15 protein-coding genes are annotated in these 16,314 nt (G+C 44.1%); 3 read left to right on the forward strand and 12 right to left on the reverse strand.

Annotation, left to right across the window (positions count from 1 at the left end; genetic code table 11):
• Window positions 1-69: 69 nt before the first annotated feature.
• The 6 genes from odhB to sdhC all read right to left on the reverse strand — a co-directional run bounded on the left by odhB (window position 70) and on the right by sdhC (window position 7,690).
• The gene (gene odhB, locus DRB05_RS18505) at window positions 70-1,563 is read right to left on the reverse strand and encodes a 2-oxoglutarate dehydrogenase complex dihydrolipoyllysine-residue succinyltransferase (RefSeq protein WP_045989062.1); all 1,494 of its coding nucleotides are present in this window, start codon (window positions 1,561-1,563) and stop codon (window positions 70-72) included.
• Window positions 1,564-1,573: 10 nt separating this feature from the next.
• Window positions 1,574-4,387 (reverse strand): 2-oxoglutarate dehydrogenase E1 component, encoded by a 2,814-nt coding sequence (gene sucA / locus DRB05_RS18510; RefSeq protein WP_128728231.1) that lies wholly within the window; start codon window positions 4,385-4,387, stop codon window positions 1,574-1,576.
• 84 nt (window positions 4,388-4,471) lie between these two features.
• Complete coding sequence (locus DRB05_RS18515; RefSeq protein WP_128728232.1) at window positions 4,472-5,191, reverse strand: succinate dehydrogenase iron-sulfur subunit; 720 nt, start codon at window positions 5,189-5,191, stop codon at window positions 4,472-4,474.
• Between the two features lie 10 nt (window positions 5,192-5,201).
• The gene (gene sdhA, locus DRB05_RS18520) at window positions 5,202-6,974 is read right to left on the reverse strand and encodes a succinate dehydrogenase flavoprotein subunit (RefSeq protein WP_128728233.1); all 1,773 of its coding nucleotides are present in this window, start codon (window positions 6,972-6,974) and stop codon (window positions 5,202-5,204) included.
• The gene (gene sdhD, locus DRB05_RS18525) at window positions 6,975-7,322 is read right to left on the reverse strand and encodes a succinate dehydrogenase, hydrophobic membrane anchor protein (protein WP_128728234.1); all 348 of its coding nucleotides are present in this window, start codon (window positions 7,320-7,322) and stop codon (window positions 6,975-6,977) included. It lies immediately after the preceding gene.
• Window positions 7,313-7,690, reverse strand: coding sequence for a succinate dehydrogenase, cytochrome b556 subunit (sdhC, locus tag DRB05_RS18530; RefSeq protein WP_128728235.1), 378 nt, complete (start codon window positions 7,688-7,690; stop codon window positions 7,313-7,315). Before sdhC ends, sdhD begins: the two co-directional genes overlap by 10 nt.
• A 415-nt stretch (window positions 7,691-8,105) precedes the next feature.
• Between sdhC and DRB05_RS18535 the strand changes: the two genes are divergently transcribed.
• The 3 genes from DRB05_RS18535 to DRB05_RS18545 all read left to right on the forward strand — a co-directional run bounded on the left by DRB05_RS18535 (window position 8,106) and on the right by DRB05_RS18545 (window position 11,118).
• A complete protein-coding gene (locus DRB05_RS18535; RefSeq protein ID WP_010371472.1) occupies window positions 8,106-9,392 on the forward strand; it encodes a citrate synthase in 1,287 nt (428 codons plus the stop codon).
• Window positions 9,393-9,494: 102 nt separating this feature from the next.
• Window positions 9,495-10,706: a cysteine desulfurase gene (locus tag DRB05_RS18540; protein WP_128728236.1), complete on the forward strand. Its 1,212-nt coding sequence runs from the start codon at window positions 9,495-9,497 to the stop codon at window positions 10,704-10,706.
• 4 nt (window positions 10,707-10,710) lie between these two features.
• Window positions 10,711-11,118 carry a SufE family protein gene (locus tag DRB05_RS18545; RefSeq protein ID WP_128728237.1) on the forward strand — a complete coding sequence of 136 codons (408 nt, stop codon included), beginning with the start codon at window positions 10,711-10,713 and terminating at the stop codon, window positions 11,116-11,118.
• Between the two features lie 29 nt (window positions 11,119-11,147).
• Here DRB05_RS18545 and tcdA read toward each other — a convergent pair whose 3' ends face one another.
• From tcdA to msbA, 6 genes are read right to left on the reverse strand one after another with little or no spacing between them, the layout of a single operon-like run.
• A complete protein-coding gene (gene tcdA / locus DRB05_RS18550) occupies window positions 11,148-11,945 on the reverse strand; it encodes a tRNA cyclic N6-threonylcarbamoyladenosine(37) synthase TcdA (protein ID WP_128728238.1) in 798 nt (265 codons plus the stop codon).
• 1 nt (window position 11,946) lies between these two features.
• Window positions 11,947-12,612 carry a TIGR01621 family pseudouridine synthase gene (locus DRB05_RS18555; protein ID WP_128728239.1) on the reverse strand — a complete coding sequence of 222 codons (666 nt, stop codon included), beginning with the start codon at window positions 12,610-12,612 and terminating at the stop codon, window positions 11,947-11,949.
• Window positions 12,599-13,360 (reverse strand): 3-deoxy-manno-octulosonate cytidylyltransferase, encoded by a 762-nt coding sequence (gene kdsB, locus DRB05_RS18560; protein WP_128728240.1) that lies wholly within the window; start codon window positions 13,358-13,360, stop codon window positions 12,599-12,601. Before kdsB ends, DRB05_RS18555 begins: the two co-directional genes overlap by 14 nt.
• Window positions 13,348-13,545, reverse strand: a complete 198-nt coding sequence (locus tag DRB05_RS18565; protein ID WP_010371492.1) for a Trm112 family protein — start codon at window positions 13,543-13,545, stop codon at window positions 13,348-13,350. The genes kdsB and DRB05_RS18565 overlap by 13 nt, the downstream gene beginning before the upstream one ends.
• A complete protein-coding gene (gene lpxK, locus DRB05_RS18570; protein WP_128728241.1) occupies window positions 13,535-14,518 on the reverse strand; it encodes a tetraacyldisaccharide 4'-kinase in 984 nt (327 codons plus the stop codon). The genes DRB05_RS18565 and lpxK overlap by 11 nt, the downstream gene beginning before the upstream one ends.
• Window positions 14,519-16,258: a lipid A export permease/ATP-binding protein MsbA gene (msbA, locus tag DRB05_RS18575; protein WP_128728242.1), complete on the reverse strand. Its 1,740-nt coding sequence runs from the start codon at window positions 16,256-16,258 to the stop codon at window positions 14,519-14,521.
• Window positions 16,259-16,314: the final 56 nt, after the last annotated feature.

Here is a 16,314-nt window from a genome sequence, read left to right on the forward strand (position 1 = left end):
ACCCCACTTAGACCAAAGGCGCAAAAAAAAAGCTGCATGCGAGCATACAGCTTATTCTTTAAACAAATATTATACGTCTAGTAGTAAACGTGTTGGATCTTCAAGCAACTCTTTAATCGTCACTAGGAAGCCAACTGACTCTTTACCATCGATTTGACGGTGGTCATAAGAAAGCGCTAGATACATCATAGGTAAGATTTCAACCTTACCATTTACTGCCATAGGACGCTCTTGGATTTTGTGCATACCCAAGATTGAAGATTGTGGCAAGTTGATGATAGGCGTAGAAAGTAGTGAACCAAACACACCACCGTTGGTGATTGTGAAGTTACCGCCAGTCATATCATCTACTGTTAGCTTACCGTCACGGCCTTTGATAGCCAGTTCACGAATGTTCTTTTCGATTTCAGCAACTGAAAGCTTATCGCAATCACGTAGTACCGGAGTCACTAGACCACGAGGCGTTGATACCGCGATGCTGATATCAAAGTAGTTGTGGTAAACGATATCATCACCGTCGATTGACGCGTTTACTTCAGGGAAACGCTTAAGGGCTTCCGTTACTGCTTTCACGTAGAAAGACATGAAACCTAAACGGATACCGTGACGCTTCTCAAAAACTTCTTGGTATTGCTTACGAAGATCCATGATTGGCTTCATATTTACTTCGTTGAACGTCGTCAGCATTGCTGTTGAGTTCTTCGCTTCTAATAGACGGTTAGCGATTGTCTTACGCAGACGAGTCATAGGTACACGCTTTTGTGTACGTTCACCTACAGGCGCTGCTGGTGCAGAAGCCGCAGGCTTAGACTCTGATTTTGCTGGTGCTTTTAGGAAAGCATCAACGTCTTCCTTAGTAATGCGACCGCCTTTACCAGAACCTTTGATCTTAGCAGCATCAAGGCCTTTTTCTGCGATAAGACGACGAACAGATGGCGTTAGTACATCTGAGTTTTCGTCAGAAGCAGCTGCTGGTGCTTCTTCTTTCTTAGCACTTGATGATGCAGCTGGTGCACCACCGGCAACGATTTTACCGATAACTTGATCACCTAGTACAGTCTCACCTTCAGCGTGGATGTGCTCACCCATCACACCGTCTTCAGGTGCAACAACTTCAAGAACCACTTTATCAGTTTCAATATCAACTAGGTTCTGGTCGCGGCTAACCGCTTCTCCTGGTTGAACGTGCCAAGTTGCGATAGTAGCATCTGCTACTGACTCAGGAAGTACAGGTACTTTAATGTCCACTTCTTTACCTTCTGCTGCTGGCGCCGATTCTGACGCTGCTGGTTTTTCATTTGATTGAGCAGGCGCTGCTGCTTCATCAGCAGCACCTAGTTGTGCAATAACTTGTTCGCCAAGAACGGTTGCGCCTTCTTCTTCAGAAATTGCAACGATAACACCATCTTCTGGTGCTACCACTTCTAAAACGACCTTATCCGTTTCGATGTCAACTAAGTTTTGATCGCGAGTCACTTTATCGCCAACGCTTACATGCCATGTAGCAACCGTTGCATCTGCAACAGACTCAGGAAGAACAGGCACCTTAATTTCGGTTGTCATCTCTTATTCCTTATTTCTTAATTGTTAAAGCGTCAGCAATTAACGCGTTTTGTTCTTTAGTATGTGTAGACATGTATCCACATGCTGGTGCAGCTGAAGCCTTACGGCCTGCATACGTCAGATTTGCGCCAGCTGGGATAGCTTCCCAGAAATGATGCTGTGAACAGTACCAAGCACCTTGGTTTTGTGGCTCTTCTTGACACCAAACAAAATCTTTTACGTGCTGGTAACGAGCCATGATCTCATCCATCTCTTTGTGAGGGAAAGGATATAGCTGTTCAACACGAACGATAGCAACGTTGTTAAGTTCCTGCTTACGACGTTCTTGCAGTAGTTCGTAATAAACCTTACCGCTACAGAACACCACACGCTCAACGTTTTCAGGATTGATATCATCAATCTCATCGATCATGTTGTTGAATACGCCTTCAGATAGCTCTTCTAGGCTAGAAACCGCTAGTGGGTGGCGTAATAGCGACTTAGGCGTCATTACGATCAATGGACGACGCAGTGGACGAACCGATTGACGACGTAACATTGCGTATACTTGCGCTGGTGTTGACGGTACACATACTTGCATATTGTGGTCAGCACAAAGCTGCAAATAACGCTCTAAGCGCGAAGAACTGTGCTCTGGACCTTGACCTTCATAGCCGTGAGGAAGTAAAAGTGTTAAACCACATAGACGGCCCCACTTCTGTTCACCTGAGCTAAGGAATTGGTCAAATACGACTTGAGCACCGTTGGCAAAATCACCGAATTGCGCTTCCCACAGTACCAATGACGTTGGCTCTGCTGTCGCATAACCATACTCGAATGCAAGTACCGCCTCTTCCGACAATACTGAATCGTACACTTCGAACAGGCCTTGGCCTTCACGAATGTTTTGTAGCGGAAGATAAGTAGACGCGTCTTTTTGGTTATGTACTACAGCATGACGATGGAAGAATGTGCCACGACCAGAATCCTGGCCAGTAAGACGTACGTCTGTGCCTTCGTCAACTAAAGTCGCGTAAGCCAATGTCTCAGCCATACCCCAATCAAGCATTTTCTCGCCTTGCGCCATTAGTTTACGGTCGTCGTAAATCTTTTTAACGCGTGATTGTGCTTTATGCGTTTCAGGATAGTTCGCAATCTTTTCGCCAAGCGCTTTAAGCTTATCTAACGCAACTTTTGGCTCATAAGGCGCGTCCCAGTCGTGACCAACATACTTAGACCAATCAGAAGAATGCTTGGTTTCTTTTTGAATTTCTTCTACTACACAAACACCTTTATCAAGACCATTACGGTAATCGTCGGCAATCTGCTTCGCATCATCTTCAGAAATCACACCTTCACGTACGAGCTGATCAGCATATAATTGACGAGGTACTGGGTGCTTTTTGATCTTTTGATACATCAACGGCTGAGTCGCATTTGGCTCATCAGCTTCGTTGTGGCCGTGGCGACGGTAACATACTAAGTCAATGACCACATCACGTTTGAACTTGTTACGGAAATCAAGTGCAACTTGTGTAACAAATGCAACAGCTTCTGGGTCGTCAGCGTTAACGTGGAAGATAGGTGCCTGAACCATTTTAGCGATATCAGTGCAGTATTCAGTCGAACGAGTATCTTCGCGTTTTGATGTAGTGAAACCTACTTGGTTATTAACTACGATACGGATCGAACCGCCAACGCCGTATGCACGTGTTTGCGATAAGTTAAACGTTTCTTGTACGACACCTTGACCTGCGATTGCAGAGTCACCGTGAATTGTGATTGGTAGTGCTTTAGAGCCACTTTGGCAATTTAGTCGGTCAAGACGAGCACGTACCGAGCCCATTACTACTGGGTTTACAATTTCAAGGTGAGATGGGTTAAATGCCAATGCCATGTGAACATTGCCACCCTTCGTACCAAAGTCAGAAGAGAAACCCATGTGGTATTTAACATCACCCGAACCTGCATGTTCACCGTATTTACCAGCAAACTCGTCAAATAGTTCTTGTGGGTTTTTACCCAGTACATTCACTAGTACGTTTAGACGACCACGGTGAGCCATACCAATTACGGCTTCTTGCTGACCACTTTCACCAGCACGATGAATAAGCTCTTTCAGCATAGGCACAAGTGAATCACCGCCTTCTAAAGAGAAACGCTTCGCACCCGGAAATTTTGCACCCAGATACTTTTCTAAGCCGTCTGCAGCAGTAAGGCCTTTATAGATTCTTAGTTTGGTTTCTTTGTCGAACTGTGGTCTCGAGAAGGACGATTCCAAACGCTGTTGTAGCCAACGCTTTTCTTCGGTAGACGTGATGTGCATGTACTCAGCGCCGATAGAGCCACAGTATGTCGCTTTAAGCGCAGCGTACAAGTCTTTGAGTTTCATTGTCTCTTTGCCACAAGCAAATGAGCCAACGTTAAATTCTTTATCTAAGTCTGCATCGGTTAAATCATGAAAAGCAGGGTCAAGATCGCGAACACGCTCTCTATCCCAAATCCCTAGAGGATCTAGGTTTGCGTTCTGATGACCTCTGAAACGGAATGCATTAATTAACTGCAGAACTTTAACTTGTTTGGCATCAGCAGAACCTTCTGCAGAAACCACGACTTCTCTGTGTTTGTTTTTAGCAAGTTCCGCAAATTGCGTTCTCACTTCTGAATGCTTTGTGTCAACATCCACACCATCAACTTTTGGTAGTTGATCAAACACCTCTCGCCACTCTTCTGGCACTGAAGCTGCATCATCTAAATACGCTTCATATAGATCTTCTACGTACGCAACGTTACCGCCGTACAAATGCGAAGATTCTAGCCATGCCTTCATCACACCTTCGTGCATCTATTAGCCCTTTTATCTAGCGCAGAAACCCAAACGAAAACAAGATGGCAAGCATTTGCTTGCCATCTTAGCTAGTAGTATGTGTTATACCGAACGGTTTAACAACATTGATTTAATATGCCCAATTGCCTTAGTTGGATTAAGACCTTTTGGACAAACGTTAACACAGTTCATGATACCGTGACAACGGAATACACTGAACGCATCATCAAGGCCTGCAAGACGTTCTTCCGTTGCTGTATCGCGGCTATCAGCCAAGAAACGATAAGCGTGTAGAAGACCTGCCGGACCGATGAACTTGTCTGGATTCCACCAGAACGAAGGACAAGACGTTGAACAACATGCACAAAGAATACATTCATACAGACCATCTAGCTTTTCACGTTCTTCAATAGACTGAAGACGTTCAACACCGCCAGTCGGCTTGTCGTTGATCAAAAACGGCTTTACCTTCTCGTACTGCGTATAGAACTGACTCATGTCAATTACTAGGTCACGAATTACTGGTAAACCCGGTAATGGACGAATAATGATCTTACCTTTTCCACCTTTCTGCACCGCAGAAATTGGAGTAATACAGGCAAGGCCGTTCTTACCGTTCATGTTTACGCCGTCAGAGCCACAAACGCCCTCACGACATGAACGACGGAAAGATAAAGTTGGATCTTGCTCTTTTAATTGCATCAGAGCGTCCAACACCATCATGTCACGACCTTCCTCTACTTCTAGAGTATAGTCCTGCATACGCGGTGCTGAATCTTCATCAGGATTGTAACGATAAACTGATAATTCTAAAGTCGCCATCGTTGAACTCCTAGTATGTACGTGCTTTTGGCGGGAAGGCTTCACGAGTTGTAGGCGCAAAGTTTACTTCACGCTTAGTCATCGAATCAGACCCCGGGTGATGAACTGAGTGGCACAGCCAGTTCTCATCGTCACGCTCTGGGAAGTCAAAACGTGAATGTGCACCACGACTCTCTGTACGGAAGTTAGCGGCTACTGCTGTCGAGTACGCTGTTTCCATCAAGTTATCTAGTTCTAAACACTCAATACGTTGCGTATTGAACTCAGATGACTTGTCATCTAGACGAGCATGCTTAAGACGCTCGCGGATTTCTTTAAGCTCTTTAAGGCCCTCAGCCATTGCATCGCCTTCTCTAAATACAGAGAAGTTAAGCTGCATACACTCTTGGAGGTCTTTTTTAATTTGTACTGGATCTTCACCTTTACCAGCTTCAGACGACTCCCAGCGATTGTAACGTGCGAACGCGTTATCAACATCATCTTTTGATGCTTCACCAGTAGACTCGAAGTTGTTTAGGTACGTGCCTAGGAAGTTACCTGCCGCACGGCCAAATACAACTAAATCAAGCAACGAGTTACCACCTAAGCGGTTTGCGCCGTGTACTGATACGCACGCAATTTCACCTACAGCGAATAAACCTTCGATGATACGCTCATCACCATTTTCACTAACACTTAACACTTGGCCATTCACATTCGTTGGTACACCACCCATCATGTAGTGACATGTTGGGATAACCGGAATTGGTTCTTTAGCAGGGTCAACATGCGCGAACGTCTTAGAAAGGTCACATACGCCAGGTAAACGTAGATTTAGCATCTCTTCACCAAGGTGATCGAGTTTAAGCTTGATATGTGTACCCCAAGGACCCTCACAGCCACGGCCTTCACGAATTTCTGTCATCATTGCACGTGCAACAACGTCACGACCAGCTAAGTCTTTTGCGTTAGGTGCATAACGCTCCATGAAGCGTTCACCGTCTTTGTTTAGAAGGTAACCACCTTCACCGCGACAGCCTTCTGTCACAAGCGTACCTGCACCTGCAATACCGGTTGGGTGGAACTGCCACATTTCCATGTCTTGCATTGAAATACCAGCACGCACTGCCATACCAACACCATCACCAGTGTTAATGTGTGCGTTAGTAGTAGATGCGTAAATACGACCTGCACCACCCGTTGCTAATACCACTGCTTTAGACTTGAAATAAACGACTTCGCCACTTTCGATATCAATCGCGGTAACACCAACGACGTCGCCTTTGTCGTTTTTAACTAAATCAAGCGCATACCACTCTGAGAACACGTTTGTTTTGTTTTTCACGTTTTGCTGATACAAGCAATGTAATAATGCGTGACCAGTACGGTCAGCAGCCGCAGCTGTACGTGCAGCCTGCTCACCGCCGAAGTTTTTAGACTGACCACCGAATGGGCGCTGATAAACGCGACCATTTTCAAAACGAGAAAAAGGTAGTCCCATGTTCTCAAGCTCAGTAATAGCTTCAGGACCCGTTTTAGTCATGTATTCGATGGCATCTTGGTCACCAATGTAGTCTGACCCTTTAACCGTATCGTACATGTGCCATTCCCAGTTATCCTCATGAGAATTACCTAGCGCGACTGTAATACCACCTTGCGCAGATACTGTGTGGGAACGAGTTGGGAAAACTTTTGAAATAAGAGCACAAGTTTTACCTGATTCTGAAATAGCGAGTGCCGCGCGCATACCTGCGCCACCAGCACCAACTACAACTGCGTCAAATTCGCGTACGTTATATTTCACTTAAACACCCCATAGAACAAATAGACCAATAGCTACGTAAGCTATTGCCATTAGGTTTAATACAAAGCCAAGGACAGTGCGAGTTGTCGAGTTCTTAACGTAGTCAGTTAGAACCTGCCACAAACCAATGCGTGTATGCACCATGATACAAACGAGTGTGATCATCGTCGCTGCTTTAACAGCTAAGTTTGAGAACAACCCTGACCAAGCTTCATAGGTCAGTTCAGGAGTCAATAATAAATAGCCTATGATAAATACAGCATAAGCTAGGATAATTAACGCAGTTGTGCGTAATGACACGAAGTCTTGTACGCCATCACGCTTAAGAGTCGCTTGATTTAAGACCATATCCATACTCCAGCTAAAATTGCTAAAACAGCCCAAAGCGCTAGTGCAACTTTCGCGCTATTCGCGCTTGATTCTAATTCTTCCCAACACCCCTTGTCCTGTATCATGTGACGGATACCAGCGATAACGTGGTAAGACAATACAGTTAGGGTGCCCCACGCGATGAATTTCGCGACAAAGCTAGTCATCAGTTCTTTTACAAACATGAAGCCTTCAGAAGAAGAGAGAGATTCAGACCAAGCCCAAATCACAAAGGTTAAAGCGAAAAAGAACGCTACACCAGTGATACGGTGAAGAATCGACGCTTTAGCCGTTATTGGCATAGATATAGTCGTAAGATCTAGATTTACAGGTCTTTGCATTTTCACAGTTACTTGCCCATCTTTGCCCACAAGGAGCCATCTACTTGTTTTTATGAAACCCACCTACATATTCTCAAATGCAAGCAGCACACTCTAGATAAACCAATTTGGACACCAAATAGTTCACTTGAGTGTAAAAATTGATGTAAAAATAGGTTTACCTACAGACGATACGGTATAAAACCGTTGACAGTATATAAGGCTATGCGCCCTTTTACAATTCTTGTTTAGATAGAGACGCTTGCGAATTAGCGAATGGTCTAATATTTAATCGTCGTAGAATATTTATTATACATTTATGCATAAATCACAGAAAAATTGACTTTTGACCTAGGTTATAAGTTAGAATGATCTGAATTTGCTTAACATTAGTATCACAACATAACAATCAGAATATTGTTATTAAATAGGAGACAAATAGATGGCAGATAAAAAAGCCACAGTCCATATTGATGGTCACGATCCGATTGAGTTACCGATTTACGAGGGTACAGCTGGTCAAGACGTAGTTGACGTTCGTTCTTTAGGTGCTCACGGCCTATTTACGTATGACCCAGGATTTATGTCGACTGCCTCTTGTGACTCGTCTATCACTTATATTGACGGTGCCAAAGGTGTACTGCTTCACCGCGGTTATCCAATTGAGCAACTTGCTGAAAATTCTAACTATATTGAACTTTGCTACCTACTATTAAATGGTGAATTACCAAGCGAAGAACAACTAGCTGAGTTCTCAGATGAGATCACTCGCAACACAATGATGCACGAGAAAATCGCTGCGTTTTTCCAAGGTTTCCGTGTCGATGCGCACCCTATGGCAATGCTATGTGGTGTAGTTGGTGCGTTATCTTCGTTCTATCACTCAGATTTGGATATTTCTGATGAAGACCAGCGTATGCGTTGTGCAATCAAATTAGTAGCTAAGCTACCAACGATTGCTGCAATGGCGTACAAATATAACGTTGGCCAACCTTTCGTATACCCACGTAACGACTTGAGCTACGCAGAAAACTTCCTTCACATGATGTTCTCTGTACCAGCTGAAGACTATAACGTCAGCCCAGTGCTTGCTAAAGCAATGGATCGTATTTTCATGCTTCACGCAGACCACGAGCAAAACGCGTCAACTTCAACCGTTCGTCTTGCTGGCTCTTCAGGTGCAAACCCATACGCATGTATCGCGGCAGGTATTGCATCACTTTGGGGCCCTGCACACGGCGGCGCAAACGAAGCATGTTTAACGATGCTTGAAGAAATTGGCTCTGTTGATCGTATTGACGAGTACGTTGCAAAAGCAAAAGACAAGAACGATCCGTTCCGTCTAATGGGCTTTGGTCACCGCGTTTATAAAAACTTTGACCCACGTGCGACGGTAATGCGTCAAACGTGTCACGAAGTGCTTAAAGAGCTAAACATTCAAGATCCACTGCTTGACGTAGCAATGAAACTTGAACAGATTGCCCTAGAAGACCCTTACTTCATCGAGAAGAAACTATACCCGAATGTAGACTTCTATTCTGGTATCATTCTTAAAGCAATCGGTATTCCAACAAGCATGTTTACGGTTATCTTCGCGATGTCTCGTACTGTGGGTTGGATTTCACACTGGAACGAAATGCTTTCTCAACCAGGACACAAAATTGGTCGTCCGCGTCAGCTTTACAAAGGCTACACGTCTCGCGACTACAAAACACAAAACGACAGATAATCTCGTTATTGTGTTTGAAAAGGCCGCTTAATGCGGCCTTTTTTGTTTTAATATCGCCGCGTATTCGTTAGAATCGCGCTGCTCAATTAACTCAGGTACGTTATGACTGACATTCAATCTCTGCGCAACGACTTTCCAATTTTGAACAAACAACTTGATGGACAGCCGCTTTGCTATCTTGACTCTGCTGCAACTGCGCAAAAACCGAACAAAGTCATCGATGTCATAAAATCTTTTTATCAAGATGAGAATTCAAACGTACATAGAGGTTTACACACGCTTAGTGAAAACGCCACCGTTCGCTACGAAAGTGCCCGAGAAACAGTTGCAAATTTTTTAAATGTAGAAACACGAGAAATAGTATGGACCAGCGGCGCTACTGAATCTCTAAATTTGTTGGCTCATGGCCTGAGTGCATGCTTCAATTCAGACAGCGTCATTGCCATCAGTCCTTTTGAACATCACGCTAACGTAGTGCCTTGGCAAGAAGCCTGTCAACGTACCGGGGCAACTTTATTAGTGTTACCTATGTTAGACGGCATCCTCGATGAGCAAGGCGCTATTGCGCTGTTAAAACAACATAAACCTGATGTGTTAGCAATGGGCCACGTTTCAAACGCACTTGGGAATATTCATCCAATTAAGTCGCTCATTTCGGTTTGTAAGGCATTGGGTACCATCACGGTTATCGACGGCGCACAGTCTTTACTGCATTTAAGGCCTGATCTGAAGGCACTGGATTGCGACTTTTATGTTTTTTCAGCTCATAAAGCGCTTGGACCAACAGGTGTCGGCGGGCTTTATGGTAAATACCAGCAACTAAATGCGCTCCCCGTGTATAAAACCGGCGGCGAAATGATAAAAGAAGTGAGCTTCGAGCGATCCAGCTATCGAGAGGCACCTGGCAAGTTTGAACCCGGCACGCCCAATATTTCTGGCGTTATCGGTTTTGCCGCAGCGATAGATTATATAAACAAGATTGAGCACAGTGCACTTCAACGATATGAGCAAACGCTCTACCACGCCCTTTTAGAAAAGCTAAGACAGATTGAAGGCATCACGGTTTATGGCGATACACAAAACAATGTTGGCGTAGTCAGTTTTAACTATAAAAGCGAGCATCACTACGATCTTGCCACACTACTCAATACATACGGCGTAGCAGTCAGAAGCGGACATCATTGTACTCAGCCTCTTATGAAAATGCTCAAGGTTAACGGGACAGTGCGTGCAAGTTTGGCTTTTTATAATAACCAAGATGATATTGAGCATTTTATTAATGCGTTAAATGCCACAATAGAATTATTAGATTAAACTTATGAATATTGAACATATCACAAAAAAATTATCTGAAAGTCATGGCTGGCAAGCCAAGTACCGTGAAATTATGCTGCTAGGTAAACAACTTCCAGCGCTTCCTGATGCGCTGAAAGTCGACTCAGCGTTAGTGTCAGGCTGTGATAGTAAGGTTTGGCTCTATCTGGACTTAGATGAAAACGCGCAGCAGCTCGTACTCATTGCCGACTCAGATACGCGTATTGTCAAAGGATTACTTGCAATCATCATTGCAGCGTACGCAAGTAAAACACCAGAGCAAGCAAGTCAGTTTAATGCTTATGAACTGTTTGAGTCGCTTGGATTAATTGCTCACCTAAGCCCATCAAGAGGTAATGGTATACGTGCGATTGTTGAACAGATCCAAGCAAAGGCGGAGTTATTAAAATAAAGTGATATAAGGTGCTCGAACGAGCACACTTATTCGCTGCTTTTGCTTTGTTTATCTAGGTACTTGCGTATTGCTTTGGACGCCGCAAAAAAACCAAAACTCCCGGTTACCATAGTAGCAGAGCCAAACCCGGTCGCGCAGTCCATATTTTTCCCACCTTCAGCTTGTTGCTTTGCCTTGCACACGGTGCCGTCGGTACTTGGGTAAACGAGTTGCTCTGTGGAATACACACAATCCACGCCAAATTTACGTTTTGGATTATCGCTAAAATTATATTGTTTTCTGAGAATATAACGTACTTTTGCCAGCAACGGATCATGGGTTGTCTTTGCCACATCCCCATATTGGATCTGGCTAGGATCGGTTTGACCGCCTGCACCTCCTGTGGTGATCACCGGTATTTTATTACGCTTACAATGTGCGATTAGCGCCGCTTTCTCTTTAACCGCGTCGATACAGTCAATAACATAATCAAAGCCTTGAATGTAGTTTCTAATGTTATCTAACATCAAAAAATCATCGATCAGGGTAACTTCACAATCTGGGTTAATCGCAAGACAGCGATCTCGCATTGCTTCAATCTTTTGCATCCCGATACTTTCGCTATGAGCATGCAACTGGCGGTTAATGTTAGTTATACAAATATCATCCATATCGATAAGCGTAATCTTACCTATACCCGTTCTCACTAATGCTTCTACAGCCCAGCTACCAACGCCACCGATACCAATAACACAAAAGTGTGCTCTACTTAATGCTTCTAACTCGGCGTTACCGTATAACCGACCAATACCGCCAAATCTTAGTTCTCTATTCGAATCCGTCATGTTACCACTCTAATTGACTTGGATTTTGCCAACTTGCAAAGATTTCATGTGCCAATAAATGGCCAAATGCACCCTCACCTTCAGGCACCGCTTGATAACGTTGATGGTTACCTTGCCACTCGAATTCAAGGCAAAATGCATGAAGATACGTTCTATCAGCAGGCTCTCCACTATAGGCTAAATCACCTAAAATTGGCGCACCGATGCTTTTTAGTGCCACGCGAATTTGGTGTGTTTTACCGCTAAACGGTTTAACGATACAAGCGCGTAGGTTGCTCGCAACAGAGCATGAATAAAATCGAGTCACCGCAGGATTTAGCTTAGTTTTAACCAGCTTATAAGTGCCTCTACGCGACTTAGCCATATCGCCTTTTATCCAGCCTTGCTTTTTCTTCGGTTTAGCACTGACTAACGCCAAGTAAAATTTATCTATTTTTCGGGCGGAAAACAGGCTTGTCAACTGCTTTGCAGTCTCGCTAGACTTCGCTAAAAGAATGAGTCCCGATGTAACTTTATCAAGGCGGTGAACCGCAAATAAGGGATAGCCTAATTGCTCCGTCAGTAAGGCAACAAAACCTGCACCGTCCTCACTATGGAAACTCACACCTTGAGGTTTGTATGCAACTACATAGTCTGCCTCGTCTGCAATGAGCTTAAACTTTTCCATTCAGTATCTCTTGAACTCGTGCTAAATCTTCGGGAGTATCGACTCCTGCATGCACCGGCTTAGCCGCTTTAGCGACCTTAATTTTGTATCCATGATACAGCACGCGTAGCTGCTCTAGTGACTCTTGCAACTCTAGCGGTGAAACACTTAGCGATAAATAGGTTTGAATAAAGCCCGCACGATAAGCATATATGCCAACATGACGTCTAAAGTGACTCACTGGAATGTTATTTTTGTCGAGCGTTAACATACTGTCGCGCTGAAACGGAATAGACGCGCGAGAGAAATACAGCGCGTTATCTTGAATATCAGACACCACTTTCACAGCATTCGGATTTAACACCTCTTCTACATCTTCCACATCAACGCACAAAGTCGCCATCGGTGCATCAGAATGATGCAGTAGTGCTGCGACTTGTGCGATGTTATCAGGCTCTAGTAGTGGCTCATCACCTTGTACGTTGACCACCAAGGTTTGTTCGTTCAGCCCCAGTTGTTCAACAACTTCGGCAAGTCGCTCAGTACCAGATTGGTGATCTTCACGCGTCATAAGCACATTATCGGTGAAGCCTTGCGCAGCCTCAAATACCGCACTGTGATCGGTTGCGATATAAACCGCTGCAGCGCCAGATTGAATAGCTTGTTCGTAGACACGCTGGATCATTGGTTTACCGCCGATATCAGCAAGTGGTTTACCAGGCAGCCTGCTTGAAGCATAACGCGCCGGAATAACGACTACGAATTCCACTGCTCAACCTCATCACTGCTCAGCTCGCGTGCTTCGTTTTCCAATAGCACAGGAATATCATCTTTAATTGGATACGCAAGCTTAGCTGCTGTGCTGATCAACTCTTTGTTTTCTTTGTCATATCTTAATTTGCCTTTACATACTGGGCAGGCAATTATTTCTAGTAATTTGGTATCAAAGGCCATGATAAATCTCTTTCTTTTTAAGTAAATTTAATACCGCTTTTTCAAGCGCTGATGTAGGTTTGGCATCTACTTTGAGGTAATACCAATTATCTTTTGCAAATGTGCGACACTTTACCGCATCTTTCTCTGTCATAAAAATAGCGCCGTTATCGATTTGCGAGAAGTCGGACGCTTGATATGGATGATGGTCCGCAAAATGTAGGCTTTCACTCAGAACAATCCCCCTATCTCGTAGCGTATTTTCAAATCGCGCGGGATTGCCGATAGCACAGACTGAAGCACCAGCCATTTCAATATTGGATGCTGGACTATCATCTGTAACACGAAAAAAACCAACCGCCTCAAGCGTATAGGAGTAACTTTCGCACCCACCATTATATACGGCAAGATCGACACTCTGAATACGCTTAGGTAACTCCCTAAGGGGTCCTGCTGGCATCCACAAGCCATTCCCAAAGCGCCGTTCAGCATCAACAATACAGAACTCAATATCTCGCGCCAATTTATAGTGCTGTAGCCCATCGTCGCTGACAATGATGTTTACATCGCTACTATCCAATAATTTCTCGATACTGGCTTGTCTATCAGCACCAACCATCACTGGGCATTTCAACCGCTTGGCGAGTAAACAAGGTTCATCACCGCCCTCTTCCGTTGAGGTCGCTTCAGTGACCAAAAACGGTGTTGAACTGGGTTTCGCACCGTAGCCTCGACTGATCACCCCAACCTTAAAACCAAGCTTTTCAAGAAAAGGCACTAACCAAAGCACAAATGGCGTTTTGCCATTACCGCCCACACTGATGTTACCGACAATAATAACCGGAACAGGCGAGCGATACGCGGGGCAAAAACCGAGTTTATAAAGCCCCTTTCTTATCGAGCTAATAAGTCCAAATAACAGGCTTAACGGAAGTAATAACAACGTCAGTACGCCCGCTTTTTTATACCAACTTTGCTCTATTTTTGATGCCATTTATTGCTCACCAAACTGCATTTTGCAAAGTGCATGATAAACCCCTTCCTGCGCGACTAATTCAGCATGCTTGCCTTGTTCGATGATTTTGCCTTTATCTAGCACATAGATGCAGTCACAACGCTCGATTGTCGATAACCGATGGGCAATCACTATGGTTGTTTTATCAGCCATCAGTTCTTCTAACGCTTGTTGGATCAAACGCTCAGATTCCGTGTCTAGTGCTGATGTGGCTTCATCTAAAATAAGGATAGGTGCATCTTTTACAATAGCACGCGCAATGGCGATACGTTGTCGTTGTCCGCCAGAAAGCATCACGCCATTTTCACCAACAACAGTATTTAGGCCCTCAGGAAGATCTTTAACAAATTCCCAGACGTGGGCTTGTTTTGCTACTTTTTCGAGGGCTTCTTGCGATAAGGGTTGCTTTAACGAGTACATAATATTGTTTGCAATAGTGTCATTAAACAACACCACTTGCTGCGACACGATGGAAAACTGCGCGCGTAGATCCGCAAGCTGGTAATCATTTATGTTCGTGCCGTCTAACTCAATACTGCCCGCTTCAATATCATAGTAACGCGGTAATAGATTAGAAATCGTTGATTTTCCTGAGCCACTTCTGCCAACCAACGCAATACTCTGCCCGGCTTTGATTTCAAGGTTTAATGACTCAATCACCGGATCGTTTTTAGATGGATAAGTAAAGGTTAAGTCTTTGACTTGTAGGTTACCTTGAGCACGAGATAAGGACTGAGTGCCAGTGTCCTTTTCTTTTTCAAGATCAATCACCGCAAACACACTTTTCGCCGCAGAGATACCGCGTTGCAAGTCGCTATTCACATTGGCAAGTTGTTTTAAAGGACGCAGCATCATCATCATAGAGGTGATCAAAGTGACAAAGGTGCCCGATGAAATTTTATCTACCATAGAAGGCATTGCGACAATCGCGAGTATCACCGCCATTGCGCTCGCCGCTATGATTTGGATGATAGACACGCTCAGCGCTTTAGTCGCATCCATTTTTACGCGTTGCTGGCGATTATGATTATTAACTTTAGCAAAGTGAGAGATAGTTTTATCTTGACCACCAAACCCATGAATAACTTTATGACCCGCCATCATTTGCTCAGAGCTTTTCGTCACTTCTCCCATCGCATCTTGAATATTCTTGGAAATTTTCTTAAAACGCTTAGACACCACAGTAACGATCACCGCCACGATTGGTACCACAACTAAGAAGATGAGTGATAGCTGCCAACTTGCATAAAACATCGTAATAAGTAGGAAAAATACAAATGCACCTTCACGGATCAGCACTTGAAGTGCCTTAGTGACGGCTTGCTGTACTTGCTCAGTATCAAAAGTGATTTTTGATATCAATTCACCATTAGAATGTTGATCATGAAATGAAACTGGTAGATACAACATATGTTCAAATAGTTGCTGTCGCAAAGTGCGAACAACCTGAGACCCAACATAAGACAAGCAATACGATGCCATATAGTTAAATATACCGCGACCAATAACTAACGCGATGACAACAAAGGGCGCTAGTTTTAGTACATCGCGATTGCCTGCTGTGAGACCCTCATCGATAAATGGATCCATTAAGGCAACGAACGAAGCGTCCATCGCAGCGTACCCTATCATGCCAATTACTGAAAATACGGCAGCGAGTTTAAAGTCTTTTACATAGCTAAATAATCTAGCGTAAATCTGCTTGTCGGTTGGTTGCATTGCCAGCCTCTACTTTTCTATATGGCATTATTGTAACTTTCAAATCGTTAAAACTG

The sequence above is a fragment of the Pseudoalteromonas sp. A757 genome, assembly GCF_004103285.1.
Lineage (GTDB): Bacteria > Pseudomonadota > Gammaproteobacteria > Enterobacterales > Alteromonadaceae > Pseudoalteromonas > Pseudoalteromonas galatheae.